The following is a 24,963-nucleotide window of genomic DNA, read 5'->3' as shown; positions in this document are numbered from 1 at the left end:
CGGGGTTCAATCACCAGGGAGCCGTTCCTGAGCGGGAGCCACCTCGCCGTCGTAAGCGCCCCGCCAGGCGTTCCAGCGGACCGCGAGAACGTCACGCAGCATGAGGAGGGAATCGACTGCTGGGCGGACTTTCGAGCCCTCGACGTGTCGCCAGGTGACGGGCAGCACCGCGAGCCGGTAGCCACGCCGGCGAGCGATGTAGAGCACTTCGACGTCGAAGCCGGTGACGCGCGGTCCGCGGATCGGGCGCTGACCATCGCGATAGAGGTGCGTGCGCAGGAAGAGATCGTGCGCGACCTCGCGCCGGAACCCCTTGAAACCGCACTGGGTATCCTCGATACCCGGGAGGAGCAGCAACTGCACCAACCAGTTGTACACCCGGCCCATGGCGTGACGATGCCAGGGTTCGCCGATCCTCCGGGCTGCTGCACCCTCCCGCGACCCGATGACGATATCCCAACCCTCGCGGAGCAAGGCCAGCGCTGTCTCGACGTACTCGATGGGAGTCGAGAGGTCGGCGTCCGTGAAAAGGATGAACCGGCCGTGGGCCGCCAGGACACCGCTCCGTACGGCAGCTGCCTTCCCCCGGTGCGGCAGGCGGAGCAGGACGAAGCGAGGATCGCGCGCACTCCAGGCGCGGACGATATCGGGCGTGGTGTCCTCGCTGCCGTCGTCGGCGACGATGACTTCCCACTTCCAGGGCTGGCTCGTCAAGTAGGCGGCGATGGCCTCGAGCGAGCGCGGCAATCGCTGCTCCTCGTTGTAGGCAGGAATCACCAGACTGATATCCACCGTCATCGCTGGCTCCACGGTGCACCGTCGGCAGCGATTGTAGCAGTTCAGCGGTAGAGCACCGCGATCGCCCGATCGCCATTCAAGGGAGCGCTTTCAGATACGCGAGGAGATCAGCGAATTGCTGGTCGGTCAGGTGCCAGCGAGGCATCGGCCAGGCGAGAGACGCACCATCTGGGCCGATGCCGTCGGTGATCGCGCGTCGGATCTCCTCATCGGACCGGTACTGTGGGCCACGCGTTCCGTCGGGCTCGACCATGCCGGCGGGATCGGTCAGATTCCGGTACCGGATATCCGGACTGGCGAACATCGGCGTCCGCAGCCCGCGTCCATCCGGGCCGTGGCAATCGGAGCAGGCCATCGACATCATTGGCCCGCCGCTGTAAGGGATCGGCAGACCGGTATCAGGGTCGGTGCCGGTCAAGAAAATCCACTGGCCGCGGGCGACCGCATCGTCCAAACGGGGCGGTCGACTCAGGAGGGCGCTCGCGACTCGCAGGCCGGCGAAGCCGACGAGCAGGAGCGCGATCCCGCTGACCAGAAGCGCGCGGCTCACGACGAACTCCCCCCGAGAAGATCCCGACGCATCGCTTCGTATTCCTCGCGGGTGATCTCTCCCCGAGCGTATCGCTCCTGGAGAATCTCCAGCGCACGGTTCGTTCCACTCCGACCGCCTGCTCCGCTCGCCTGGGTGAACTGGCGGATCAGCCAAAAGATGAGGAGAACGAGGCCAATCAGAATCAGGATCCAGAACACGAGCATGACGAGCCCTCACCACCAGGGGCCCCAACCCCACATGCCACCCCACGGGCCACAGCCTGGGCACGGCATCATGGCGACTCAACTTCCGTTCGAAACGCACTATACCCCAGGGGTGTATTCTCCACCATGACGCCTCAGCGACGCGCGTCTGCCGCGGATCCGGCGGGCAGCTGACCGTTCACGAGGTTTCCGCGGGCGGCGGAGAGACGCCGCCCGCCACAGTATCGAGCGCGTTCAGGGGCTCCCCTCGAGATCGCAGCGCATCGCCAGGTACTCGTCGCGCGTCAGCTCACCCCGCGCATAGCGCTCGTCCAGGATGGCGCGCGCCCGGTTAGTGGTCACCGGAGCCCGTTCGCGGCTGAGTCGCCGGAGCAGCCAGGCGACCAGCAAAATCGCGGCAGCGATGACGAGCAACCAGACGAGCGCTTGGGCGAACCCGATCCACATCCAGTCGGTGAACTCGCGGGCTGGAAAACGCCCAGGCCCATGGAACCAGCCGTGCATGCGCTCCCTCCTTTCCCGGTCGAGCATGGCACGAGTGCGGTAACCGGAAGGTAAACGGAGGGACCGACGTCGTGTCTCCCGAACCGTTTCCGTCTATCCTGAAACCAGGGCTTGCTGAGTCGGGTGGAACATGCCATGGGCGGGGTACGCCGCGGACTGCTACACAGCGGACTGCTCTCGCTCGCAGTACTCGTCGTCCTCGCGACCGCACCACTGTCGAGCGAGCACTCCTCGAGCCTGCCGATCGTCGGGAATCAGGCCGGGAACGCCGCCGAACCGGGTGAGGACGACGCGCTGCGGACCCCAGACGACCCGGTCGAGGCGCTCCTCCAAGCGGAGCGACTTTTGGCAGCGGGATCGTCTGCGCTGGCTGCCCGGGTCGTCGCGCCAGTCTTGGGGGCGAGCGATCCGGTGTTGCGGGTCCGGGCGCGCTTGCTTTTGGCTCGCGCGATGCTCGCTGGTGGGGATGCTGCGGCAGCGCTGGAACTCGCTGCGGCCGTGGCACGACAAGCTTCCGCGACGCGGGAGACGGGGTTGGCACTCGTGATCGCCGGGGAGGCGCTCCTGGCGCGTGGCCAGCCTGGCCAAGCAGCCGAGGAGTTCCTGGCTGCACGCGCGTTGTTGCCTGAGATCGCGCCCTATCTCGAGTATCGTGCGCTCGATCCGCTCGTGCAGGCCGGTCGCGCGCACGAGGCGGAGGCGTTGGTCGAGCAGATCGTTGCGACAGCACCGCTCCAGCGGCTCGCGGTGGCCGCTCTGGAATCGCGGCGTGCCTGGGCAGAACAGCGCGGTGATCTCCCAACGCTCGCCGCGACGCTCGACCGACTGCTCGATCTGGCGACGATCCCCAGTTACCGCGCTTCGCTTTTGCTCCAGCGCGGTCGTGTCGAGCAGCAGCGTGGGGATGCGGCAGCCGCGCGAGCCGACTTCGCACGGGTGATCGACGAGGCACCGGCCAGCCCGGCTGCGGCGCTCGCGCTCGATGAGCTGGCTGCGCTCGGGGTGGCAGAGACGGTGCCGATCGAGCGACGGGCTGCGATCCTCTTCTCAGCGGGGCGATATCGGGAGGCGGTGACTGCCTTCACTGCTCTCCTGGCGAGCGATCCGACGCGAGCCGAGGCATGGTACCAGCGGGCGATCGCGCGGGTGCGCGCGGGCGACCTCGCCGCAGGGATCGAAGAACTCACCGCGATGGCTGACCGTTACCCCCAAGACGCACGAGCACCGGATGCCCTGGTGACTGCCGCAATGCTCCTCGAGTGGAGGAACGAGCCGGCGGCTGAGGTGCTGTACCGCCGCGTCCTGTCACAGTATCCAGAGACTGTGGCAGCCCGTCAGGCCCGCTTCCGTCTCGGCCTCCTCGCCTTTGCGCGTGGCGCGCACGACGAGGCCCGCGATCTCTGGCGAGCGGATGCCGAGGCGGGCGATCCCCGCGCCGCCTACTGGTATGGAAAGGCGCTGGCAGCGAGCGGTGAGCCAGTGGGAGCGCGCGCATGGTGGTCCCGCGCCTACCAGCGCGATCCGAACAGCTTTTGGGGACAGCGGGCCGCGGATCTCCTGTCCGGCCGCACCACGATTCTGCAGCAGCCGGTCGCACCACTTTCGCTCGACTCGGAGGCTGATGTGGTTCTCGCTTGGCTGGACGGCAGAGGAGAAAATCTCGCTGCGGCCAGGGAGGAAATCGAGAAAACCGCTGCGCCCCGGCGGGCTCTCTTGCTCCTCGATGCCGGGCTGCGTGAAGCTGCCGGCTGGGAGGTCGATGCTGCCCGGACGGAGTTGCGGGATCGGCCCGTGTCGCTCGCTTTCTTCGGCTGGCTTCTCCTGGAGCGTGGTGAGGCAGCCTATGCCTATCGCATCGGAGGAGACCTGGCGACCGACGAACGAGTACCCGAGCAGGTCCGTGCCCGTCTCCTGGCGCCGATACCCTATCCGGAAGTGCTCGTTGCGGCGAGCGAGCGTTTTGGAATCGATCCGTTGCTGCTCGCTGCCCTGATCCGGCAGGAGAGCGGGTTTGAGCCGACTGCCGTCTCGCCGGCCGGTGCCCGCGGACTGACGCAGGTCATGCCGGAAACGGCAGCGGCCCTGGCGCGGCAGCTCGGCCTGTCCAGTTGGGATCCAGCGGATTCCTTCCGTCCGGAAACGAGTATCATGCTCGGTGCAGCGGAGCTCGCCCAGCGCTTGCGGCAATTCCACGGGGACCTCGTTCTCACCCTCGCGAGCTACAACGCAGGCCCCGGAGCCGTCCAACAATGGCTCGCTGAACGACCGACCAGCGACCCTGATCTCTTCGTGGCTTGGATTCCGTACCGGGAAACGGCCGAGTACGTCCAACGCGTCTACGCTGGCTATCGCCGGTACCACGAGTTGGCCCGTCTCGGCTGACGAGCGAGCCGGCGTGTTGCCAGTCGCACGGCGTGGGGGATCGCCGGTCGACGGATGTCCTCGGCTCTCGAGGCTTTCCTCGCTCGGCTGGTTCTCCCACGACCGGCAAGCGGACGCTCGGCGAGCGCGTCGAGACGACACGGCTAGTCAGGCGGGTGAGCGCATCCACGCCGGCAATCGACAACAGCAGAGAGGTGGAATCAGCAGGATGGAAGTCGCGCCTCGTGGCGGAGCTGCTGGAGCGTCCGGCGAAGAACCTGCTCAGCGTGACTGCGCCAAGAGCCGTTGTCGTTCTTCCTCGATCACGCTCTCCTCGAGCTTCTGGTAGAGCGGTTGCGGAGGGGGCAGGGGGCGACCGGCCTCCAGCTCGCTCGGTGCCCAGCGATCTCGTCCCTCGCTCGCGGCTGGCCGATAGCGCAACACCTCGTGCCCGCCAGTCTCCGGCCCTGGCTCGATCACGATGTCACCGAACAGCCGGTCGCGATAGCCGAGCAGGCGGTGCAGCTGCTCGCTCGTGAACGGAAGGATGGGAGCGAGCAGCAGCTTGAGCGAGTCGATGGCGCGCAGCGCGACGAAGAGGGTGGTGGCCGCCGCTGCGCGATCCTCGCGGATCTGGAACCAGGGAGCTTTCTCGTCGAGGTAGCGATTGACCTCGCGAGCCAGCGCCATCGCTTCGCGCTGGGCGGCTTTCAGTTCGACGCGTGCATAGAGGTCACCGATCCGCTGGAATCCGGCAGCGATCTGGTCGAGCAAGAGATGATCACGGCCATCGAGTGCTCCGGGTTCCGGCACCCGTCCCTCGAAGCGGGCCTGGACGAAGGTCAGGATGCGATGGACGAGATTGCCCCAGGTAGCCAAGAGTTCGTTGTTGTTGCGCTCGACGAAACCTTGCCAGGTGAACTCGCTGTCGCGCGTCTCGGGAGCGATGCTGGTGAGGTAGTCGCGCAAGGGATCAGGGGCATACCGCGAGAGGAAGTCGGGAACCCAGATGGCCCAGTTACGGCTAGTCGAGAACTGCTGACCCTCCAAATTGAGGAACTCGTTGGCTGGAATATCGTAGGGGAGATTGAGCGATTCGTCATAACCCATGAGCTCGGCTGGCCAGATGATGGCGTGAAAGGGAATGTTGTCCTTGCCGATGAAGTAATAGCCACGAGCCCTCGGATCCCGCCACCAGACCTGCCAGACCTCCGGTTGACCCTCGGCGAGCGACCACTCGATGCTCGCCGAGAGGTAGCCGATGACAGCCTCGAACCAGACATACATGACCTTGTGCTCGTAGCCGGGAATGGGAAGCGGGATACCCCACTCCAAGTCGCGTGAGACGGGGCGCGGTTTGAGGCCATCCTGGATGAAGTTGCGGACGAAGTGCTGGACATTGGGCCGCCAGTGCGTCTGGCGTTCCAAATAGGCGAGCAGGCGGTCGGTGAAAGCGGGGAGATCGAAAAAGAAATGCTCGGTCTCGCGCGGAAGGGGTCGCTGCCCGCAGAGGCGGCAGCGTGGGTCGATCAAATCGATCGCATCGAGCGTTCGACCGCAATTGTCGCACTGGTCACCGCGTGCGTTGGGATACCCGCAATACGGGCAGGTACCTTCCACGTACCGATCGGGCAAGAACCGTCGATCGTACTCACAGTAGAGCTGGATTTGCGTCTGTGTGAAGATGTATCCCTTCTCGTACAGGGTGCGGAAAATATCTTGTGCGACACGGAAATGATTCGCAGTATGCGTGTGGGTGAAGAGATCGAAGGAGATCCCTAGTTGCTGATAGGTCTCCAAAAAGCGCCCGTGGTACCGCCTGAAGATATCTTCTGGTGTCACGCCTTCGCGCTCAGCGGCCACCGTGATCGGCGTCCCGTGCGCGTCGCTTCCGCTCACCATGAGAACGCGGTTGCCGCGCAAACGGTGATAGCGGGCGAAGGTATCGGCGGGAATATAGACGCCGGCGACATGGCCGAGATGGAGATCACCGTTGGCGTAGGGCCAGGCGACGAAGACGCCGATCGTTTCTGGCATCGTTCTTTGCTCCTGCCACTCTGCCGTCCCGTTCGCTTCGCCTTTCGATTAAAGCAGATCGCAGACGTCCGCTGACGCACTTGCTCTCGCTGCCCGTGTGGTCGCATTGCTCGAACGCTGCGGGTGCCGCGCGACCGAGGCGCCCGCGACCTCATCCAGAGTACTACTGTGCAGGGTCAGCTCCTGGGGACGATTCGGGTCGTGTGGTCTCTCCAGAGGCGAAGCTGGTTCAGGGCAATGATCCGGCGCGCGAGTGGCTGGGGTGGTCGTCGCTCTGCGCAACCGGTTGAACCAGGGTTGCCCTTGGAGGTACGCGTCCAGCCTCGGTGGTGAGGCGGCAATTCGCTCTCGTTGCCCTCGACACCGCCCCCTGCCCCGCACTGCCCCGCGTGGGGCACGCCAACGCGAGGTCGCGCGTACCAGGCCGATGACGCTACCGCTCCGCCGGGTGCCTTCCCCCGATGCCTATTTCGGCGGATTCCGTCCAGCGTGACACACGTGGTGACTCGTCGCGTCGCTGGTTGCCTCGCGCTGGGGCGGTCGGGTATGCTGAGGTTCAGTAATTGCTGAAATGCTGGAGAGCATATGGTCGACCGGCGACAGTTGGAAATCAAGGCCAAACTCTTTCGCGGATTCGCTGATCCGAGCCGTCTGGCCATCCTCGAAGTCCTCCGGTCGGCACCGGCGACGGTGGGAGAAATCGCTGCCTCGACGGGTCAGGGACTCTCCAACGTCTCCAATCATCTTCGCTGCTTGCGTGACTGCGGACTGGTCGTGCGCCAGCGAGACGGGCAGCGGGTCCGCTACAGCTTGAGCGACCAGCGCGTGGCGGCGCTCCTGGAACTGGCGGAACGGGTGCTCGCGGAGAGCGCCACCGGAGTCGCTTCCTGCCCGCGTTACGATCGGGTCGAAGAGCATCCGGAGGTTGGCGATGGCCGAGTCGGTGCGCTCCGCTGACGAACAGCAGCGCTGGACGACCCTCATTCTCCCGGTGGCGGAGCTGGATTGCGCGGAGTGCGCGCAGCACGTCGAGCAGGCGCTCCGGACGGTGCCGGGCGTCCTCGATGTCGAGGGTTTCCCGGTCGCTCGCAAGGTCGCTGTGGTGCTCGATCCCACGCGAGTTGACCGGGTCGCGATCGAGCGCGCGCTGGCTCGCGCCGGCTACACCGTCGGCAGCGAGCCGGCGGAGGACACGCAGCGGACATGGCGCCGGGTCGCGCTGCTGAGCGGTGTCGCGGTCGCGGTCGTGCTGGGAGTCGTCGTCGCCGAGCTTGCCGGCCTGGTGGAGCGCGCGAACCAGGTGATTCCTTGGCCGATCTGGCTACTCGGGATCGCGATCGGCGGCTGGCCGGTTTTCCGGGACGTGGCGCGTGCGAGCTGGCAACGGCGCGTCACCGCCCATACCTTGATGACCATCGGTGCGCTCGCCGCGATGGTGGTCGGTGCGTGGGCGGCCGCTGCCATCGTCGTTCTGTTCATGAGGCTCGGTTCGGCGCTCGAAGAAGTGACAGGTCGGCAGGCTGGCCGGGCTCTGCGAGAACTCGCGGCACTCGCGCCGCAACTGGCACGTGTGGAGCGTGATGGAAGCGAGCTCGAGGTTCCTGCCGGAAGCGTCGCACCGGGGGAGATCGTGCTCGTCCGCACCGGTGAAGCGATTCCAGTCGACGGGACCGTGCTGGAGGGGACAGCGCTCGTCGATGAGGCGGCACTGACCGGAGAACCGCTGCCCCGTGCGGTCGCCGCGGGTGACCCAGTCTATGCAGCGACGGTCGTGCGCTCGGGATCGCTGCGGATCCGCGCGACAGCGGAAGCGGCCGGCTCGACCTTCGCGCGGATCGTCCGACTGGTCGAGGCAGCGGAGGGGCAGGCTGGGCGATTGCAACGAGTGGCCGACCGCTTCTCCGGCTGGTACCTCCCGGTCGTGGTCGCAGTGGCGCTGCTGACCTTGATCCTACGCCGGGACGCGTTGGCGGTCGCTGCTGTTCTCGTCGTGTCCTGCTCCTGTGCGTTCGCGCTGGCGACGCCGATGGCGTTCGTGGCGACGATCGGTCGAGCGGCGCGTCGCGGTGTCCTGATCAAGGGTGGAGCGATTCTCGAGCGCCTAGCCCGTGCTGATATCCTCCTCCTGGACAAGACCGGCACGCTCACGCTCGGTCGCCCGATGGTGACCGACGTGGTGCCGGTGGCCGGTCGCTGCTCGGTGGAAGAACTCTTGAGTCTGGCAGCAGCAGCTGAACACGCTGCGACGCATCCGCTCGCCGAAGCCCTGCGCCTCGCTGCGCGCGAGCGGGGAGTCGCTCTGGTGCGGCCCGAGTGGTCGGTGGTCGATCCAGGCATCGGAGTTCGGGCGCGCGTGGCTGGTCGGTCGATCCGGGTGCGGGCACCGCTCCAGGAGGAGGCTTCGGTGCCGGAGATCGCCGCGTTCCAGGAAGAAGGGAAGACAGTCGTCATCGTCGAGCGCGATGGGGAAGCGATCGGGATCGTCGCGTTCGCTGACGAGCTCCGACCGGGGATCGCTGAGGCAATTGCTGAGCTACGTCGCTCGGGATTCCGGACCATCGAACTCCTCACGGGCGATCATGAGCGAGCAGCGGAAGCACTCGCGCGACCACTGGGGATCGGTTGGCGGGCTCGTCTCTTGCCCGAAGACAAGCTGGCGATCGTCGCGGCGTACCAGGCGCAGGGGCATGTGGTGGTGATGGTTGGCGACGGTATCAACGATGCGCCAGCGCTGGCCCAGGCCGATGTCGGGATCGCGATGGGGCAGCTGGGTACGGCCTTGGCAGCTGAAACAGCGGATGTGGTGCTCTTGCGCGAGGACTGGGCACTCATCCCCGAGACGATCCGCGCTGCCCGACGAGCCCTGCGGACTGCGTGGGTGAATCTGGCCGGAACGGCACTCTATAATCTGGTCGGATTGAGCCTCGCAGCCTTGGGTCTGCTACCGCCGACGCTCGCGGCAACGGCACAGGTCGTGCCGGACGTCTTCATCCTGGGCAACAGTGCCCGATTGGGTTTCGGGAAGCGATGACAGGACAGAGGAGTCCTGTGGAGCCGAGACGCTCGGTCAGTATCCGACGAGCAGCGGTGCTCGGCGTTCTGTTCGGTCTCCTCACCTGTGCAGCACTCGCGGGGAGTCTCGCGTTGATCGGGCTCTTGCTGGGATCGCTGCGCTGATCGTTCACTCCGCGGCAGCGATCTCCGGTGCGCGGATCAGGTAGGAGCAACAGGCGTCACCAGTCGCCAAGTGACACCGGCGTTCCACCTGAGCTCGGAGCAAGACGCGATACAACTCCGCTTCTGCCTCGCAGGTTGCCGGAAACTCAGCGGCGACCCGCCGGATCGGACAGTGGTACTGACAGAGACGGAATGTCTCGCTGTCCAGCTGTTCCCAACTGGTGTAGTAACCGAGGGCATCGAGCGTTTCGGCCAAATACCGGACGCGATCGCGCAAGGTGGGAGTCCGCTCGAGTCGTTCGGCGAGTTGCTCGCCCAGCCGTTGCACCCGGCGGTGCAGGACCAGTTCGACCTTGGCCGGCCCATCGAGCGTCTCGAGATCGTGGAGGACGTCACTGAGCATCGTGTCGTACTGCTGAGGAAAGAGCGCATCAGCACGCTCGCTCAGGCGGTAGAGGCGAGCGGGGCGCCCGATCCTGCGGCGCTGGAGCGATGTGGTGATGAGGCCGTCGCGTTCCAGCGCGATGAGGTGCTTGCGCACGGCCATCGAGGTGATCCCGAGTCGACGTGCGAGCTGGTCGGCAGTCAACCCTTCGCTCTTCTTGAGCAAGGTGAGGAGCTGATCGCGTGTAGAGGGCCGATCGGGTGCGATAGTGGTTTGGCGCATGGTCCTACCTCCCTCGCTTACCAAGCATAGCAGAACAGTAAATGCAGAAGGAAGACAACAGTGCATGCAGAAACTCGGCCTGCGCTCAGCAGAGACGATTGGTAGCAATCTCCACTGTTGGTCAATGACGGTTACGCCACGCGCCGGCGACTTCTCGGATCGAGAGCATCACGAACCGCGTCACCGATGAGATTCAGTGACAAAACGGTCAGTGTAAGGGCGACGCCAGGCAGGAACATGAGCCAGGGTGCCTCGCGGATGTACAGCCGAGCTTCTCCGAGAATATTTCCCCAGCTCGGGAACTCCGGTGGAGGCCCGACGCCCAAAAAGCTGAGTGTCGCTTCGCCGAGCACCCCCTCAGCGAAAATGAACGTTCCCTGGATAGCGACCACTGACCAAGCATTAGGAAAAACATGACGGAGCAAAATGCGTACGTCGCTTGCACCGAGGGTACGGGCAGCTTCGACAAATTGATACTCGCGGACAGCGAGGACGATACTGCGGACGACACGTGCTACTCGGGGGATGAAGATGAAACCGAGCGCGATAATGACGTTGGTGAGACTGGGACCGCGTGCTGCGACGATACCGATAGCGAGGATGATGCCCGGGAAGGCCATCACCGCGTCCATGATGCGCATGAGAACGGTGTCGAGCCGTCGATAGTACCCTGCCAGTAATCCAAAAACGATTCCACCCAGCAGAGCGACGATCGCGACACCGAAGCCAGCGAGCAGCGACGTGCGTGCTCCATAGAGCGTACGGGCATAGACGTCTCGGCCGAAGTTGTCGGTTCCGAAGGGATGCCCTGGCATGGGCGGACTCAAACGATTGATCGGATCGACGCTCAACGGACTCTTGTCGGTCAATTGGCCAGCGAAAAGGGCGACGAAGAGGACCACGGCGAGTAGCGAGATACCGAGAACTCCACCAGGATACCGCCGGATCAGCATGACGAGTCGGCGTGCTGGTGACCGGCGGGTGCGGAATGCTGCCCCCACGATCCTCGGTGTCGACGCTGTTGTGGTCACGCGAGTTCGCCTCCTCACTCAGCGTACCGGATACGCGGATCGAGAAAGGCGTAGAGAATATCGATCAGGAGATTTATCAAGACATAAACGAATGCGATGAATAAAACAATGCCTTGGATGAGCGGAAAGTCACGTCTCAGCACTGCCTGGATGAGAAGGCGCCCGATTCCTGGAATATTGAATACCTGTTCTGTTACCACTGCTCCACCCATCAGGATAGCGAAAGTGAGGCCGATGACCGTGGTGATCGGGATCAGACCATTTCTCAGCACGTGTCCGACAAGGACGCGCCGTTCACTGAGACCTTTGGCTCGGGCCGTACGAACGTAGTCCTCTCGGAGCGTTTCGAGCACGACCGAGCGGGTGATCCGAGCCAGAAAAGCACCCTGCCCGGCGCCGAGGGTGATCGCTGGCAGAATCATGCGGCTCAAATTATCCCAGAGTCCCTCGTGGAGTGGTTGATAGCCCTGTGGTGGAAGCAGGCGGAACGAAACAGCGAAGATGAATATGAGGTTGAGGCCCAGCCAGAATGTGGGCATCGAAATACCGATCATGGCGATGAGCATCGCGCCGAGATCGAGCGCTGTGCCGTGGCGAACGGCTGACAGGATGCCGAGCGAGAGGCCGATGACGATGGCCACGAGCGAGGCGAGGATACTGAGCTGGGCGGTCGGTGCGAGGCGCTCAAAGATGGCTATGGTGACTGGCTTATTGAGGAAAATGCTCTGGCCGAGGTCGCCGCGCACCGCTCCAGCCAACCAGCGACCGTACTGGATGTAAATGGGATCGTTCAAGCCGAGCTCGCGTCGTAACTCGGCGATCTGTTCCGTCGTCGCGTCCGGGCCGAGCAGGACAGCGACGGGATCGCCCGGCGTCATGTGCAACAAGAGAAACGTTGCCGTTGCCACGAGCAACATGACCGGGATGGCGAGAAGCAGTCGCCGCACGATATATGCCGTCATCGAGCACCCTCGCTCGGCTCGCTACTCCCTCGGCAGACTGGTGCCCACCGGACACGATCAGGCGAACCAGCAGTTCCAGAAGAACCAATCCGGCAGATTCGCGTACCCCTGTAGTTTCTTCGTATATCCCCGGAGTGTCGCTCCTTCGCAAACCTTGATCATCACCGCGTCCTCCCACCAAACGCGGTCGAGTTCGCGAGCCAGTTCTTTGATTCGCGTCTCGTCCGTCTCTCCCATGAGCTGCTGGACCAGCTGATCCCGCTGCGCATTTTCCCAAAAACCAGGCCACGTCGGGTTCATGTAGGGTTGGAGAACTGGATGTTGGTACGACTCATGACCGGTGATGAAGATATCCCAGGCATCACGCTGGCTGCGGGTTTTGACGAGCGTCGCCCAGTCCATGACTTGCAAATCGATCGTCACGCCGATCGCTTCCAGCTGCTGCTTCAAGACGAGAGCCATGTTGTAGTTGTACGAGTACTCCTTCGTCGACAGCCAGCGAATCGGACGACCGTCGTATCCTGCTTCGGCGAGCAGCTGCTTTGCCTTTTCGGGATTGCGCTGGTTGTAATACTCCGCTCCGCCGTCGGTATGCCAGGGAGTTTCCGGTGCCGACTGACTGGAGTAGAGACGATAGAACTCGGGACGCGAGAATCCCGCTCGAGCAACCGGCTCGACATCGACTGCTGCGAGAAGCGCGTGGCGCAACTTCGGGTTGGACATGATGCTTTCCTTCGACTTATTGAAGTGTGCACCATAAAAATAGTAGGGCAGCGTGACTTGGAGCGCCAGGTTCGGTTCTGCCTTGAACGCATCGTAGTTGTCGAGGCTGAGCTGCTCGGCAAAATCGAATTCGCCAGTGACGAGTCCGTCACCTCGAACGGCTTGCTCGGGAACAGGGATGAATCGGATCTCGTCGAAGTAGGGAATCTTCGTGCCACCGTATCCATCAGGGCCGCCATCGACAGGCGTGTAGTCTTCGTTGCGGACGAGCGCGATGTAGCGGTCCGGCAAGCGTTCCTTGAACTTGAAGGGCCCCGTTCCGATGAATTGCTCCAAACCCTTGTCCGGGTAGGCTTCAGCAAGATCCTTCGGCATGATGAAGGAATCGACCTGGGCCAAGTAGATCAGCGCAATCCCGGTTGGCTCTTTGAACTCGAACCGAATCGTGTGCGTGTCGACCTTGTCGAGATTGGCGACACGGGTGAAGAGATTGCGCCCGCGTCCCGAGAGTTTCGAGTACCGAAGGAGCGAAGCGATCGCATCGTCCGCAGTGAGTGGCCGCCCGTCATGAAACTTCACGTTCGATCGGAGTTTGATCGTCAAAACTTTGTTGTTCTCCGTGAATTCATACGACTCGGTGAGAAGAGGCTTCGGAGAGAATTGCTTGTCCCGATAGAACAGAGCCTCGAACATATGCCAGGTAATGTTCGCTGTAATAGTCGCAGTGGTGAACTGCGGGTCGAGTGCCGGCGGTTCGCCGATGATGGCGACCCGGAGCGTTCCACCGCGTTTGGCAGTGGTAGCGGGTGTCGGAGATTGAGCAGGAGTGATCACGCTCATCGGTGTCGGAGTCGCTTGCCCGGCAGGCGCTGGTGCTGCGGTGGGTGACGCTTCCGGCGTGGTGCCCCGGCACGCTGCCAGAAGGCCAGTGAGCACGACGCTGCCCCCAGCCAGGATAGCCCCGCGGCGCAGCAACTGGCGTCGGGTGATGGGATGACCCTTCGGCATGCCTTCCCTCCAATCGCGTAGCCCGTCCTAGTGAACCGGTCTCCCTTAGGATCTGCACACTACAGAAGAGGATCGTGGATGTCAAGACCGATCCCTTGGGATGAGTGACGAATCCCGGCACAGCATACATCCGTGAATTCGTGGCGCGCCGACCGCCCGCGTTCAACGTTCCTTCACCGGTGGAGCGGTCTTCTGGCTGCAGAAGCCCTTGTCAGCTGCTGTTCGTTGTGGTAGAGTGGCCGACAGATGCTCCGGTGCGGTGAGTGAGCGGGGCAATGGGACAGCGAACGCGACAGACCAAACGGATAACGCCAAGTCAGCCGCTCGGTCGGCGCGTTGCTGTGCCCGCGACGGTGATCCCCGCACCTATCCCCGCCCCCAGGTGCCTGGGGGCTCCTGCCGCAACCGGAAGCGCCTGCGGATGGTCGTGTTGACCTGACACGCGAGCGTCGAGCCGGAGCGGCGGTGGGCCCACAAGCTCACCGCCGATTCGTTTTGCGAGTCGTACAGGAGTAGGAGGGAGTGTCGAACCATGTGCCCTGAGTGCGGTGCCGATCTCGGACTCAAGGATGTCGAGGTCGGGGAGATCGTCTCGTGCCCGGAATGCGGTGCTGATCTCGAGGTGCTCTCGGTCGACCCGCTCGAGCTCGGCTTGGCGCCGGCCGAGGAAGAGGACTGGGGCGAGTGATCATGAGGACGGTTGCACTCCTCGCTGAGCGGTTGCGGGTCGAAGAGCGCCTCCTGCAGCAGGCGTTCGCCGCCGTGGGCTGGGAGGCACAGCTGCGCGATCCGAATGAGCTCGCCATCCCGCTCACCGAGGAGGCGATCGATCTTCCGGCGGTCGCGCTCGATCGTGAACGAGCGACGAGCGAGGCGACGGCGCTAGCGGCATTGCTCGCGGCGCGTGGCACGGTCGTCGTCAATCGCCCAGCCACGACTCGCTTGCTGGCGGACCGGTTGGCGTTTCTCCGGCATCTCGTGCTGGCGCAGATCCCCACGCCGCCAACGCTGGTCGCCTTCGGCGAGGCAGCGACCTTCCGCGCGATCGAGGCGCTCGGCTATCCGGTCTACCTCAAGCCACTCGTCGTCGATCTGCGCATGCCGATCGCCTACGTCGAGGACCCAGATGCTGCTGAGGCGCTGGTCGAGCATCGGCGCGTGCTCGGTGACGAACGTGCCGTGCTGGTCCAGAAGGTGGTCGCCGAGCCAGAGGCAGTGCGGCGACTGGTGATCGTGGGAAACGAACTCGTCGCGGTGGTGCGTGGACGGGGGGAAGAGCCGCTCGCGCTGGAAGACCTCGCCCCGTGGCGAGCAGTGGCGTCGGCGCTGATCGGTCGGCTGGGGAGCGGCGTCTACACGGTCGATGCCGTGATGACTCCATCTGGGATGGTGGTCATTTCGGCCGAGAATCTGCAGGCGTTCCGCGATCTCGCCGAGCTGGGTGTGCCGGTCGCAGAGCGGATCGCCGCGTTTGTCCTGGAGCAAGTACGCGTGGGGCGCTCGGAAGACGAGGGGCAGCGATGACCACCGAACTCGCTGTCGAGGCGGCTGCATTTCTCGAAGCGTTCCTCCGGATCCCGAGTTTGTCGGGGCAGGAAGCTGCTGCCGTCGAGTGGCTCTGCTCGCGCATGAGCCAGTTCGGCTATGCAGCAGGACCCGATGAGGCTGGGAACGCGGTCGGTACCCGCGGAAGCGGGCCGCGCGAGTTGATGCTCCTGGGACATATCGATACCGTGCCCGGTCGCATACCGGTGCGCCAGGTCGATGGCTTGCTCTACGGCCGCGGAGCAGTCGATGCCAAGGGACCGCTGGCCGCCTTCGTGCTGGCGGGGGCACGAGCGCAGCTGCCGCCCGGCATCCGCTTGACGGTCGTCGGCGCGGTCGAGGAAGAGGTGATGAGTTCGCGGGGCGCCAACTGGCTGGTCGAGCACCATTCCCGTCCCGATGCCGTCATCATCGGCGAGCCGAGTGGATGGGACGGTGTCGTCCTTGGTTACAAGGGCTCGGTCGCGATCGAGTACCGCATCGTGCGACCGTCAGCGCATGCTGCTGGACCGAGCACGACCGCCGCGGAGGATGCGGTGGCGTTCTGGAATGCACTGGTCGCCTGGTGCGAGGAGCAGAATACCGGGCGCACACGCGAGTTCGACCGGGTGACGCCGACCCTCTTGAGCATCGTGACCAACGGGGATGGCCTGACCGAGCAGGCCTGGCTGCGTGCGAATCTCCGCTTGCCACCCGGCTTTCCGCCCGAGAAGGCGGTCGCCGCGGCCCAGCGACTAGCTGGTGCCGGTGACGTCGTCACGACGGTCAATGCAGCGGGATTTCGCGTCGAAAAGCGTTCGCCGCTCGTCTCCGCCTTTCTCTCGGCGATCCGCGAGGTCGGCGGCGAGCCGAAGCTCAAGGTGAAGACGGGAACGTCGGACATGAACATCGTCGGGCCGGCGTGGGGGTGCCCGATCGTCGCCTATGGTCCTGGCGACTCGCGGCTGGACCACACGCCGAACGAGCATATCGCGATCGAGGAGTTCCTGCGCGGGATCATGGTCCTAGAGCGGGTGATCGAACGCGTGGCAGCCCAGATCGTGGGTGGGCGATGGGGGGACGAGTCGTGAGTGCACCGCGGATCGGTGTCTTGCTCTCGCATGTCCGGGAAGAGGAGAAGCTGCTCCTGCGTGCGCTCAGCGAGCGGGGAGCCGAGGTCGTGCGCCTCTACGACCGGCAGCTGGTCTTCGATTTGACGGACGAGCGGAGCTGGCCCCAGGTCGATCTGGTACTCGATCGCTGCATGGCGCATAGCCGGGGGCAGGTCGCGCTACGCCTCTTCGAGTCGGCTGGCGTCCCGACGATCAATCGGAGCCAGGCGACGGCGATCGCTGACGACAAGGTGCTGACCACGCGGTTGCTCGCAGCAGCTGGTATCCCGACCCTCCGCACGCTCGTCGCCTTCGACGTCGAGAGTGCGCTGGCAGCGCTGGAACGGCTCGGTTATCCAGCTGTCATCAAGCCGGTGACCGGTTCCTGGGGACGGCTCCTCGCTCGCGTCAACTCACCAGCGGCAGCCCGCGCCGTGCTGCAGCACAAGCGGTCGCTCGGCTCTTTCCACCACGGAGTCTTCTATCTCCAGGAATACGTGGACAAGCCGGGCCGCGACGTGCGCGTCTTCGTGGTCGGTGACCGGGTGGTGGCTGCTTCCTATCGTCAGGCCGACCACTGGGTGACCAATGTCGCTCGCGGGGCGGTTTCTTATCCCTGCCCTGTGACACCTGAACTCGCCGATCTCGCCTTGCGGGCTGTCCAGACGATCGGTTTGGAGATCGCCGGAGTCGATCTCGTCGAGACTGCCGACGGACTCGAGGTGCTGGAAGTCAATGGTGGTGTCGAGTTCAAGGGCCTGATGCGGACGACTCATATCGATGTCGCCGGTCTCATCGCCGATTACGTGCTCGCGCGGGCGACGCGAGGTGCGTCGCCCGCGATCGCATTGAGCCGGTGAAACGTTCGCCGACGGGAGGGAGAGGCGGTCACGGATGGTCGTATCGGTCGCGATCTTGGGGGGCTCTGGGTATACGGGTGGTGAATTGCTTCGCTTGCTGTTGAGCCACCCCGAAGTCGAGGTGAAGCAGGTCACGTCACGCTCGCGCGCGGGAAAGTTCGTACACACCGTACATCCGAACCTGCGGAAGCGGACAGCGCTCAAATTCGTCCCGCCCGAAGCGCTCGAGCCGGTCGATCTGCTCTTTGCCTGCTTGCCACACGGGGAAACGGCACCGATCGTCGACCGGCTTCTCGAGCTGGCGCCGATCGTGATCGACCTTTCCGCGGACTTCCGGTTGCGGGATCCCGCGGCCTACGAGCAGTGGTACCACTGGACGCACCCGAGGCCCGATCTCCTGGCACAGGCCGTCTACGGCCTGCCAGAGTTGCATCGGGAGGAGATCCGCAACGCGCGCTATATCGCCTGCCCGGGCTGCAATTCGACCACGGTCATCCTCGGTTTGGCCCCGCTGTTCCGGGCTGGCTTGATCGACCTCGACCTCCCTGTCACCGTCGAGTGCAAGGTCGGCTCATCGGGCGCTGGTGGTGAGGCTGGGCCGGCCAGTCATCATCCGGAGCGGAGCGGCGTGATCCGCCCCTTCAAGCCAGGTGGACACCGCCATACCGCCGAAGTGCTGCAGGAACTCACTGTGTGCGGGCGAACCCCATCGCTCGGTCTGTCGGTAACGAGCGTGGAGGCAGTGCGCGGGATCTTGGCGACCGCTCACCTCTTCCCTAAGCAGCCGCTGACGGACCGCGACCTTTGGCAGGTCTACCGGGCAGCGTATGGGCAAGAGCCGTTCATTCGTCTGGTCAAAGAGGCCAGCGGTATTCACCGCTATCCGGAACCGAAGATCTTGGCCGGCTCGAATTATTGCGACATCGGCTGGGAGTTGGACGAGCTGCCAGGTGGACGCCAGCGTCTGGTAGTGATGTCGGCGATCGACAACCTGATGAAGGGGGCGGCCGGCCAGGCGGTGCAAGCGATGAATATCCGGCTCGGTTTCCCCGAGACGTTGGGTCTGGAGTTCCCCGGTCTCCACCCGCTGTGAGGACAGAAGCGTGCGACGTCGGTGGTTGGTCGTCGGCATCTTTGCGCTCGGGATCGGTCTCGGTTGGGTCCTCGCCCGGCGGCGACCCTTCTCGGCGCGGCTCGCCTGGTTCCTGACGCTGCCCGGACCGCGTGCGATCGCCCGGCCCGAAGAGCTGGTGGCGCTCCTCGACCTGCAACCAGCAATGTACCTCCTCGATGCGGGTGCCGGTCCCGGTCGCTTGACCATCCCGCTCGCGGAAGTCGTCGGGCCGACAGGCTCGGTCACAGCGGTCGATGTCCAGCCGCGGATGCTGGAGTACATCCGGCAGCGGGCAGCCGAGCGCGGGCTGACGAACGTCCGACTACTCCTGGCGGAACTCGGTCGAGGGACACTGGCAGCCCTCGGGCCAGAGACGTACGATCGCGCGTTGCTCGTGCACGTGCTCGGCGAAACCGACGATCCCGCTGCGACACTCCGCGAGCTCGCGGCTGTGCTCCGGCCCGGCGGGCGGCTGGCGGTCATCGAGCACATCGGTGATCCGCATTACGTGCGGTACGCGCGCGTGCGCGAGCTGGGCGAAGCAGCCGGGTTGCGTCTCCTCCAGGAGCGGCGATTTCTTTTCGGTCATACGACGGTCTGGGAGAAACCACACGACGGTGCGACGAAGGGAGCGGCGTGACAGCGATGCTGGTGGTGAAACTCGGTGGGAGTGCAGGTATCGATCCGGCGTTGACGCTCGACGATTTGGCGGCCCTCTGGCCGGAGCACCGGATCGTGTTCATTCACGGTGCGAACGCCGTGCTCGACGAGTGGATGCGCCGGCTGGGGCGTGAACCTCGGTTGGTCACCTCGTCGACCGGACAGGTGAGCCGGTTCACCGACCGGGAGACGATGGACCTCATGCTCATGGTCTACGCTGGTCTGGTGAACAAGCGGCTGGTCGAGGGCTTGCAGCAGCGCGGCATCAATGCGGTCGGCCTCACTGCGATGGATGGTCGGATCGCGAGTGGACCACGCAAGGACGTCCTGCGAGCGATCGAGAACGGCAAGCCGAAGGTCCTGCGTGGCGACTATGCCGGTAGCATCGAGCAGGTCGATACGCGACTCCTCGATCTCCTGCTCGACAACGGGTATCTCCCGGTCCTGACACCACCGGCCGTGAGCGACCAGGGCGAGGCGATCAACGTCGACGGCGACAAGCTCGCGATGCAGCTGGCGGTGGCCTTGCGGGCCGAGGCGCTGGTCATCCTCTCCAATACGCCTGGACTGTTGCGCGACGTGCGCGATCCGGCATCGCTCATCGCGACGATCGATGTCAGCGACCCTGCTTCGGTGGAAGCAGCGATGACGGCAGCGCAAGGTCGCATGAAGAAAAAGGTGGAAGCCGGCTGCAAGGCGGTCCAATCGGGGATCGGGCGCGTCGTCTTCGCCGATGCACGCCTCCCGCAGCCGATCCAGCGTGCCCTGGCGGGGGTCGGAACTGTGCTGACCGCTGGTAGTCGTGTCGAGGTGCGGCCATGACGGCACGATCGACGAGCGCTATCCTCCAGCTGGACGAGTCGCTGCAGCCGCCGCTCTACGCCAAGCGGGGTATCGTGCTGGTTCGTGGCGAGGGCGCCTGGCTCTACGACAGTGACGGCCAGCGGTACCTCGACCTGATGAGCAACTACGGCGTGAATATCCTGGGTCACGCGCACCCACGCGTCACGGCAGCGATCGTGGCTCAGGCGAGTCGGCTCTTGAGCTGTCACCAGTCGTTCGCCTCGGATGTCCGGGCAGCGTTTCTCGAGAAGCTGCTCGCGGTCGCACCGCATGGACTTTCGCGGGCGTTCCTGAGCAACTCGGGTGCCGAGGCGGTCGAGGCTGCGCTCAAGTTCGCCTGGGCCGTGACCGGTCGGCGCAAGGTCGTCGCGGCGAAGCGTGGGTATCACGGGCGCACGCTCGGAGCGCTGGCGGCTACCGGCGAACCCAAGTACCGGCAACCGTTCCTGGCTGTCCTGCCGGAGGTGGTTCACGTCCCCTACGGTGATGCCGCTGCACTGGCCGAGGCAGTGGACAACGACACGGCGGCGGTGATCCTGGAGCCGGTGCAGGGCGAGGGCGGCATTTACCCGGCGGAACCGGGCTACCTTGCGGAGGTGAGACGGATCACCCGCGAGGCTGGTGCCTTGCTCGTGCTCGACGAGGTCCAGTCCGCCTTCCGCACGGGAGCCTGGTTCGCCTGCGAGCATGCCGGCGTGTCGCCGGATCTCCTCTGTGTCGCCAAGGGTCTGGCCAACGGTGTTCCGATCGGTGCGACCCTGATGACGGAAGATGTCGCCCTCGCTTTGCCGGCCGGGGTACACGGGAGCACGTTCGGCGGGAACCCGCTGGCCTGCGCAGCAGGTCTGGCCACGCTGGAAACGCTGGAGGACGACCGGCTCATCCCGGGAGCAGCGGAACTGGGCCTGTACTTCCGCCAGCAGTTGCTTGCGCTCGGTCATCCCCTCGTGCGCGATGTGCGAGGGATCGGGCTCATGCTCGGCCTGGACCTCAAGGTCCGGTCGACCCCGGTCTTGAAAGCGCTGCAAGAGCGTGGCGTCCTGGCCTTGCCGGCGGGGACAACGGTCGTCCGCTTGCTCCCACCGCTGATCTTGTCGCGCGACGAAGTCGACCTAGCGGTCGCGCGTATCGCGCAGGCACTCGATGCGGTCCGCGAGCGCTGAACGTGGGGGTGCGATGAGCGAGCAGCGACCAGGCGAGCAAACGCGCATCGTCCTGCGCAGTTTCGGCGTCATGGTGACGACGTTCGAGGAGCAGATGACGCAGCTGCTCGAGCGAACGCAGCGGAACGACCTGACCCTGGACGATGCGCTGGAGCTCGCTGCCCAAGCCCTGGCACTCTCGATGCGCCTGTCCCGCCGGTTGCGTGAGGTGAACGAACTGGTTCTCTCCCTCCAGGAGCGCTCGCTGGGGGAACTCCGCGCACGGCTGGCCCAGCGGTTTCCAGCGATGCCCGCTGAGCCGGAGGAGTAACGCACTCGGCGATCGGCGACCTTTCGGGGCACGTGTTGTGCTGGCCGAGACCAGCGGACGAGGGTCCTGCTGTGGTAGGGGGCTGGCTCGCTCACCTGCCGTCCCGATATCGAGGCGTTTGCGACTCATCGTTGTGAGCGAGGAGACTGCAGCTCGTCACGCCCTGATCGAGAGTACTGCGAGTGCTCGCTGGTCTCTCGGCGCGTGGTGGTGTGTTTTTTCCTCGTGGAGAATGGCAGCCAGCCCTTCCGGCAGATGGCGGTTCACGTCGAGAGCGGCATTCGTCTTCTGCCTCGGCGCACCAGCCCCGGCCGACGTGAGTCGGTCATGCGACCGAGCCACATGCTGCGGCGTTGACGGTTTCCGACGCTGGTCGGTACCCTTGCCGAGGGCCGTCCCAGTGGACGGTGGTTCGTGTTTGGGATCCGCGTGCATCCGGCGCTGTACGATGCACTCGTCTGACAGTGACTCGAGGCAACAGCGTGCCAAAGAGGGAGGCGGGGCTCGATGACGCAGGTGGCCCATTCGGACGAACTCGCTCCGGCGTACCAGCCGCAAACGGTCGAAGCGCGCTGGTATGACTGGTGGGAGCAGCGTGGCTACTTCACCCCGGCTATCGACTGGAACCGGAAGCCGTTCGTCATCATCATGCCGCCGCCCAACGTCACGGGCGAGTTGCACATGGGGCACGCCCTCTTCGTCGCTATCGAGGACTTGATGATCCGCTGGCGGCGGATGCAGGGCTACCCGACGCTCTGGTTGCCCGGTGCCGACCATGCGGGTATCGCGGGCCAGTGGGTCGTCGAGCGCGAACTGCTCAAAGAGGGACTGACCCGGCACGATCTCGGGCGCGAGAAGTTCCTCGAGCGCGTTTGGGACTGGATGAACCGCTATCGCGGTCGTATCCGCGAGCAGTTGCGGATTCTCGGGGCTTCCTGTGACTGGACACGCTTCCGCTTCACGATGGACCCCGGCCCCTCGCGGGCGGTGCGCACTGCCTTCAAGCGTCTCTACGACAAAGGGCTCATTTATCGGGGAGAGCGGCTCATCAACTGGTGCCCGCGCTGCATGACCGCACTCTCCGATCTGGAGGTCGATCACGAGGAAATCGAGGGGACGCTCTACTACCTGCGCTACCCGATCGATGGGAGTGACGAATCGCTGGTCGTCGCGACAACGCGGCCGGAAACGATGCTCGGCGATACGGGTGTCGCTGTGCACCCGAACGACGAGCGGTATCGCCACCTGGTGGGGAAGACAGCCATCCTGCCGCTCCTCGGCCGGCGGCTGACCATCGTGGCTGACGAGGCGGTCGATCCCGCGTTCGGTACCGGTGCGGTGAAGGTGACGCCAGCGCACGATTTCACCGATTTCGAGATCGCGCAGCGCCACGGTCTGCCACCGGTCAACATCCTCAATCCGGATGGGACACTCAACGAGCAGGCTGGGCCCTTTGCGGGCTTGACGATCCAGGAAGCTCGCCGACGCGTCGTGGAGGAACTCGATCGCCAGGGGTATCTGGTGCGCACGATGCCCCACCGCTACAGTCTGGGACATTGCCAGCGCTGCGGTGCCGTCGTCGAGCCACTCATCAGCAAGCAGTGGTTCGTCAAGATGATGCCGCTCGCCCAGCCGGCGATCGAGGTCGCGCGGAATGGGACACTCCAGTTCATTCCGGAGCGGTTCCGCGCTGTCTACCTGCACTGGCTGGAGAACGTACGCGACTGGTGCATCTCGCGGCAGCTCTGGTGGGGGCATCGTATCCCGGTCTGGTATTGCCAGGACTGTGGGCAGCTCACGGTCACGGCGGAGGAGACGATCGAGCGCTGCGAGCATTGTGGCAGCACGCGGATCGAGCAGGATCCGGACGTGCTCGATACCTGGTTCTCCAGCGGGCTTTGGCCGTTCAGTACGCTCGGCTGGCCTGATGACACGGACGATCTCCGTTACTTCTATCCTGGCTCGGTGATGGAGACCGGGTACGACATCCTCTTCTTCTGGGTGGCCCGCATGGTCTTCCTCGGGCTGGAGTTCATGGGCGAGGTGCCCTTCTACACCGTCTACCTCCACGGAACCGTGCGGGACGAGCGTGGCCAGCGGATGAGCAAGACCAAGGGGAATGTGATCGATCCCACCGAGGTCACGCAGCAGTATGGCGCCGATGCGTTGCGCTTCACGCTCGTGACCATGGCTGGTCCCGGTACTGATATGAAGCTGAGTCTGAACAGGGTGGAGGCCAGCCGGAACTTCGCCAACAAGATCTGGAACGCCACGCGCTACACGCTCCGGGTGCTGGCGGGTGGAGAGATCGAGCAGGCACCGGACGGTTCAGTCGTATCGCCTGAGCGCTCGGCGATGAGTCTGGCCGATCGCTGGATTCTCAGTCGCCTCGAACGCGTGACGACGGAGGTGACCGACCAACTCGAACGTTATCAGTTCCACGAGGCAGGGCACCTCCTTTACGATTTCCTGTGGTCGCAGTTCTGCGACTGGTACATCGAAGCGAGCAAGGTGGCGATCAATGCTGGTGACCCTGGAGCTCGAGCAGCCCGGCAGACCTTGGCGTACGTCCTCGAGCGGGCGCTGCGCTTGCTGCATCCCTTCATGCCGTTCGTGACTGAGGAGCTCTGGCAACGGCTACCGCACGCTGGAGAGAGCATCATGGTCGCTCCCTGGCCGCAACCGGACGCGGCACGGATCGACGAGGAGGCGGAGCGCGAGTTCGGCTTCTTGATGGAGGCCATCCGAGCAGTACGGAACGCCCGTGCCGAAGCTGGTGTCGAGCCAGCCCGCTGGATCCAGGCGATCGTCTATCCGGGTTCGCATCGGCGCGCCTTCCAGGACAGCGAGGGCGTCTTCCGCTTCCTGGCTCGTATCGCGAGTGACGGTTTGAGCTACGTCGAAGAACTCCTCGAGGCACCGCGGCAGGTCGTCTCGCTCATCGTGGACGATGCGGTGATCTACTTGCCGCTCCGTGGGATGCTCGATATCGAAGCCGAGCGACAGCGCCTGCAGCGCGAACTGGAGGAACTGCTCGCCGAACTCGAGCGGACGCGGGCGCTCTTGGCCAATGAGCAGTTCGTCACGCGAGCGCCAGCGCACGTGGTCGAGCGCCACCGTGCGAAGCTGGCCGATGCCGAGGAGCGCATGCGGCTGATCCGCACCCGGCTCGACGAGTTGGCCTGATTCGAGCCGGCTCGTCAGAAGGGGGAGTTGTTCGAGCCAGCGGTCGGCAGCGTTCGGCTCTCCGCGTCACTGCTACCCCGAGTGAGCGGACTGGATCGGTGCTGAGCAGTCGGGCGAGAGCACAGCCAGAAGACCACGGCTCGCCGCGAGGGTAGCGAACATCTTGG

General features: G+C 64.7%; 23 protein-coding genes. 14 read left to right on the top strand and 9 right to left on the bottom strand.

The annotated features are described in order from the left end of the window. Nucleotides 1-6: 6 nt before the first annotated feature. The 4 genes from TRD_RS07175 to TRD_RS07160 all read right to left on the bottom strand — a co-directional run bounded on the left by TRD_RS07175 (nucleotide 7) and on the right by TRD_RS07160 (nucleotide 2,058). Nucleotides 7-798, bottom strand: coding sequence for a dolichyl-phosphate beta-glucosyltransferase (locus TRD_RS07175; RefSeq protein ID WP_015922482.1), 792 nt, complete (start codon nucleotides 796-798; stop codon nucleotides 7-9). A 76-nt stretch (nucleotides 799-874) separates the two neighbouring features. After that, the gene (locus tag TRD_RS07170; RefSeq protein ID WP_015922481.1) at nucleotides 875-1,348 is read right to left on the bottom strand and encodes a c-type cytochrome; all 474 of its coding nucleotides are present in this window, start codon (nucleotides 1,346-1,348) and stop codon (nucleotides 875-877) included. Continuing rightward, complete coding sequence (locus TRD_RS07165; RefSeq protein ID WP_015922480.1) at nucleotides 1,345-1,554, bottom strand: SHOCT domain-containing protein; 210 nt, start codon at nucleotides 1,552-1,554, stop codon at nucleotides 1,345-1,347. The genes TRD_RS07170 and TRD_RS07165 overlap by 4 nt, the downstream gene beginning before the upstream one ends. 234 nt (nucleotides 1,555-1,788) lie before the next feature. After that, nucleotides 1,789-2,058 carry an SHOCT domain-containing protein gene (locus TRD_RS07160; RefSeq protein ID WP_015922479.1) on the bottom strand — a complete coding sequence of 90 codons (270 nt, stop codon included), beginning with the start codon at nucleotides 2,056-2,058 and terminating at the stop codon, nucleotides 1,789-1,791. Between the two features lie 135 nt (nucleotides 2,059-2,193). Here TRD_RS07160 and TRD_RS07155 point away from each other — a divergent pair, with 135 nt between their 5' ends. Next, on the top strand, nucleotides 2,194-4,440 hold the full coding sequence (locus tag TRD_RS07155) for a transglycosylase SLT domain-containing protein (protein ID WP_015922478.1): 2,247 nt from the start codon (nucleotides 2,194-2,196) through the stop codon (nucleotides 4,438-4,440). A gap of 261 nt (nucleotides 4,441-4,701) precedes the next feature. Here TRD_RS07155 and metG read toward each other — a convergent pair whose 3' ends face one another. Beyond that, on the bottom strand, nucleotides 4,702-6,456 hold the full coding sequence (metG, locus tag TRD_RS07150) for a methionine--tRNA ligase (RefSeq protein ID WP_015922477.1): 1,755 nt from the start codon (nucleotides 6,454-6,456) through the stop codon (nucleotides 4,702-4,704). 585 nt (nucleotides 6,457-7,041) lie between these two features. On the opposite strand from metG, the gene TRD_RS07145 reads away from it, so the two are divergent. From TRD_RS07145 to TRD_RS15215, 3 genes are read left to right on the top strand one after another with little or no spacing between them, the layout of a single operon-like run. Further along, complete coding sequence (locus TRD_RS07145; protein ID WP_015922476.1) at nucleotides 7,042-7,413, top strand: ArsR/SmtB family transcription factor; 372 nt, start codon at nucleotides 7,042-7,044, stop codon at nucleotides 7,411-7,413. After that, a complete protein-coding gene (locus TRD_RS07140) occupies nucleotides 7,388-9,487 on the top strand; it encodes a heavy metal translocating P-type ATPase (RefSeq protein WP_015922475.1) in 2,100 nt (699 codons plus the stop codon). The genes TRD_RS07145 and TRD_RS07140 overlap by 26 nt, the downstream gene beginning before the upstream one ends. Before the next feature lie 17 nt (nucleotides 9,488-9,504). Then, on the top strand, nucleotides 9,505-9,633 hold the full coding sequence (locus tag TRD_RS15215) for a hypothetical protein (protein WP_015922474.1): 129 nt from the start codon (nucleotides 9,505-9,507) through the stop codon (nucleotides 9,631-9,633). Between the two features lie 4 nt (nucleotides 9,634-9,637). On the opposite strand, the gene TRD_RS07135 is transcribed toward TRD_RS15215, so the two are convergent. The 4 genes from TRD_RS07135 to TRD_RS07120 all read right to left on the bottom strand — a co-directional run bounded on the left by TRD_RS07135 (nucleotide 9,638) and on the right by TRD_RS07120 (nucleotide 14,024). Beyond that, nucleotides 9,638-10,300 (bottom strand): helix-turn-helix transcriptional regulator, encoded by a 663-nt coding sequence (locus tag TRD_RS07135; RefSeq protein WP_015922473.1) that lies wholly within the window; start codon nucleotides 10,298-10,300, stop codon nucleotides 9,638-9,640. A 131-nt stretch (nucleotides 10,301-10,431) separates the two neighbouring features. Then, a complete protein-coding gene (locus TRD_RS07130; RefSeq protein ID WP_015922472.1) occupies nucleotides 10,432-11,331 on the bottom strand; it encodes an ABC transporter permease in 900 nt (299 codons plus the stop codon). A gap of 14 nt (nucleotides 11,332-11,345) precedes the next feature. Continuing rightward, nucleotides 11,346-12,293 (bottom strand): ABC transporter permease, encoded by a 948-nt coding sequence (locus TRD_RS07125; protein ID WP_015922471.1) that lies wholly within the window; start codon nucleotides 12,291-12,293, stop codon nucleotides 11,346-11,348. Nucleotides 12,294-12,350: 57 nt separating this feature from the next. Further along, entirely contained in the window at nucleotides 12,351-14,024 is a 1,674-nt protein-coding gene (locus TRD_RS07120) for an ABC transporter substrate-binding protein (RefSeq protein ID WP_015922470.1), read from the bottom strand. Between the two features lie 532 nt (nucleotides 14,025-14,556). On the opposite strand from TRD_RS07120, the gene lysW reads away from it, so the two are divergent. The 10 genes from lysW to TRD_RS07065 all read left to right on the top strand — a co-directional run bounded on the left by lysW (nucleotide 14,557) and on the right by TRD_RS07065 (nucleotide 24,796). Further along, nucleotides 14,557-14,712, top strand: coding sequence for a lysine biosynthesis protein LysW (gene lysW, locus TRD_RS07115; RefSeq protein WP_015922469.1), 156 nt, complete (start codon nucleotides 14,557-14,559; stop codon nucleotides 14,710-14,712). A 2-nt stretch (nucleotides 14,713-14,714) separates the two neighbouring features. Then, on the top strand, nucleotides 14,715-15,548 hold the full coding sequence (locus TRD_RS13665; protein WP_015922468.1) for an ATP-grasp domain-containing protein: 834 nt from the start codon (nucleotides 14,715-14,717) through the stop codon (nucleotides 15,546-15,548). Further along, nucleotides 15,545-16,639: a [LysW]-lysine hydrolase gene (locus TRD_RS07105; RefSeq protein ID WP_015922467.1), complete on the top strand. Its 1,095-nt coding sequence runs from the start codon at nucleotides 15,545-15,547 to the stop codon at nucleotides 16,637-16,639. Before TRD_RS13665 ends, TRD_RS07105 begins: the two co-directional genes overlap by 4 nt. Beyond that, complete coding sequence (gene lysX, locus TRD_RS07100) at nucleotides 16,636-17,520, top strand: lysine biosynthesis protein LysX (protein ID WP_015922466.1); 885 nt, start codon at nucleotides 16,636-16,638, stop codon at nucleotides 17,518-17,520. The genes TRD_RS07105 and lysX overlap by 4 nt, the downstream gene beginning before the upstream one ends. A gap of 34 nt (nucleotides 17,521-17,554) precedes the next feature. Beyond that, a complete protein-coding gene (gene argC / locus TRD_RS07095; protein ID WP_015922465.1) occupies nucleotides 17,555-18,613 on the top strand; it encodes an N-acetyl-gamma-glutamyl-phosphate reductase in 1,059 nt (352 codons plus the stop codon). Nucleotides 18,614-18,623: 10 nt separating this feature from the next. Further along, entirely contained in the window at nucleotides 18,624-19,274 is a 651-nt protein-coding gene (locus TRD_RS07090; protein WP_015922464.1) for a class I SAM-dependent methyltransferase, read from the top strand. A 5-nt stretch (nucleotides 19,275-19,279) separates the two neighbouring features. Beyond that, nucleotides 19,280-20,116: a [LysW]-aminoadipate kinase gene (locus TRD_RS07085; RefSeq protein WP_041436857.1), complete on the top strand. Its 837-nt coding sequence runs from the start codon at nucleotides 19,280-19,282 to the stop codon at nucleotides 20,114-20,116. After that, nucleotides 20,113-21,300, top strand: a complete 1,188-nt coding sequence (locus TRD_RS07080; RefSeq protein WP_015922462.1) for an aspartate aminotransferase family protein — start codon at nucleotides 20,113-20,115, stop codon at nucleotides 21,298-21,300. Before TRD_RS07085 ends, TRD_RS07080 begins: the two co-directional genes overlap by 4 nt. Nucleotides 21,301-21,313: 13 nt before the next feature. Further along, on the top strand, nucleotides 21,314-21,610 hold the full coding sequence (locus TRD_RS07075; protein ID WP_015922461.1) for a hypothetical protein: 297 nt from the start codon (nucleotides 21,314-21,316) through the stop codon (nucleotides 21,608-21,610). A 507-nt stretch (nucleotides 21,611-22,117) separates the two neighbouring features. Continuing rightward, nucleotides 22,118-24,796 carry a valine--tRNA ligase gene (locus TRD_RS07065; RefSeq protein ID WP_015922459.1) on the top strand — a complete coding sequence of 893 codons (2,679 nt, stop codon included), beginning with the start codon at nucleotides 22,118-22,120 and terminating at the stop codon, nucleotides 24,794-24,796. Nucleotides 24,797-24,963: the final 167 nt, after the last annotated feature.

The sequence above is a fragment of the Thermomicrobium roseum DSM 5159 genome, assembly GCF_000021685.1.
Classification (GTDB): Bacteria; Chloroflexota; Chloroflexia; order Thermomicrobiales; family Thermomicrobiaceae; genus Thermomicrobium; species Thermomicrobium roseum.
Note: the sequence above shows the minus strand (reverse complement) of the source record. Positions and strands in the feature narration are given on the sequence as shown.

Coding starts and splice junctions, on each gene's coding strand:
- TRD_RS07175 (WP_015922482.1), bottom strand. CDS start 798: ATGACGGTGGATATCAGTCTGGTGATTCCTGCCTACAACGAGGAGCAG.
- TRD_RS07165 (WP_015922480.1), bottom strand. CDS start 1,554: ATGCTCGTGTTCTGGATCCTGATTCTGATTGGCCTCGTTCTCCTCATC.
- TRD_RS07160 (WP_015922479.1), bottom strand. CDS start 2,058: ATGCACGGCTGGTTCCATGGGCCTGGGCGTTTTCCAGCCCGCGAGTTC.
- TRD_RS07155 (WP_015922478.1), top strand. CDS start 2,194: ATGGGCGGGGTACGCCGCGGACTGCTACACAGCGGACTGCTCTCGCTC.
- metG (WP_015922477.1), bottom strand. CDS start 6,456: ATGCCAGAAACGATCGGCGTCTTCGTCGCCTGGCCCTACGCCAACGGT.
- TRD_RS07145 (WP_015922476.1), top strand. CDS start 7,042: ATGGTCGACCGGCGACAGTTGGAAATCAAGGCCAAACTCTTTCGCGGA.
- TRD_RS07140 (WP_015922475.1), top strand. CDS start 7,388: ATGGCCGAGTCGGTGCGCTCCGCTGACGAACAGCAGCGCTGGACGACC.
- TRD_RS07135 (WP_015922473.1), bottom strand. CDS start 10,300: ATGCGCCAAACCACTATCGCACCCGATCGGCCCTCTACACGCGATCAG.
- TRD_RS07125 (WP_015922471.1), bottom strand. CDS start 12,293: ATGACGGCATATATCGTGCGGCGACTGCTTCTCGCCATCCCGGTCATG.
- TRD_RS07120 (WP_015922470.1), bottom strand. CDS start 14,024: ATGCCGAAGGGTCATCCCATCACCCGACGCCAGTTGCTGCGCCGCGGG.
- lysW (WP_015922469.1), top strand. CDS start 14,557: ATGTGCCCTGAGTGCGGTGCCGATCTCGGACTCAAGGATGTCGAGGTC.
- TRD_RS13665 (WP_015922468.1), top strand. CDS start 14,715: ATGAGGACGGTTGCACTCCTCGCTGAGCGGTTGCGGGTCGAAGAGCGC.
- TRD_RS07105 (WP_015922467.1), top strand. CDS start 15,545: ATGACCACCGAACTCGCTGTCGAGGCGGCTGCATTTCTCGAAGCGTTC.
- argC (WP_015922465.1), top strand. CDS start 17,555: ATGGTCGTATCGGTCGCGATCTTGGGGGGCTCTGGGTATACGGGTGGT.
- TRD_RS07085 (WP_041436857.1), top strand. CDS start 19,280: ATGCTGGTGGTGAAACTCGGTGGGAGTGCAGGTATCGATCCGGCGTTG.
- TRD_RS07080 (WP_015922462.1), top strand. CDS start 20,113: ATGACGGCACGATCGACGAGCGCTATCCTCCAGCTGGACGAGTCGCTG.
- TRD_RS07075 (WP_015922461.1), top strand. CDS start 21,314: ATGAGCGAGCAGCGACCAGGCGAGCAAACGCGCATCGTCCTGCGCAGT.
- TRD_RS07065 (WP_015922459.1), top strand. CDS start 22,118: ATGACGCAGGTGGCCCATTCGGACGAACTCGCTCCGGCGTACCAGCCG.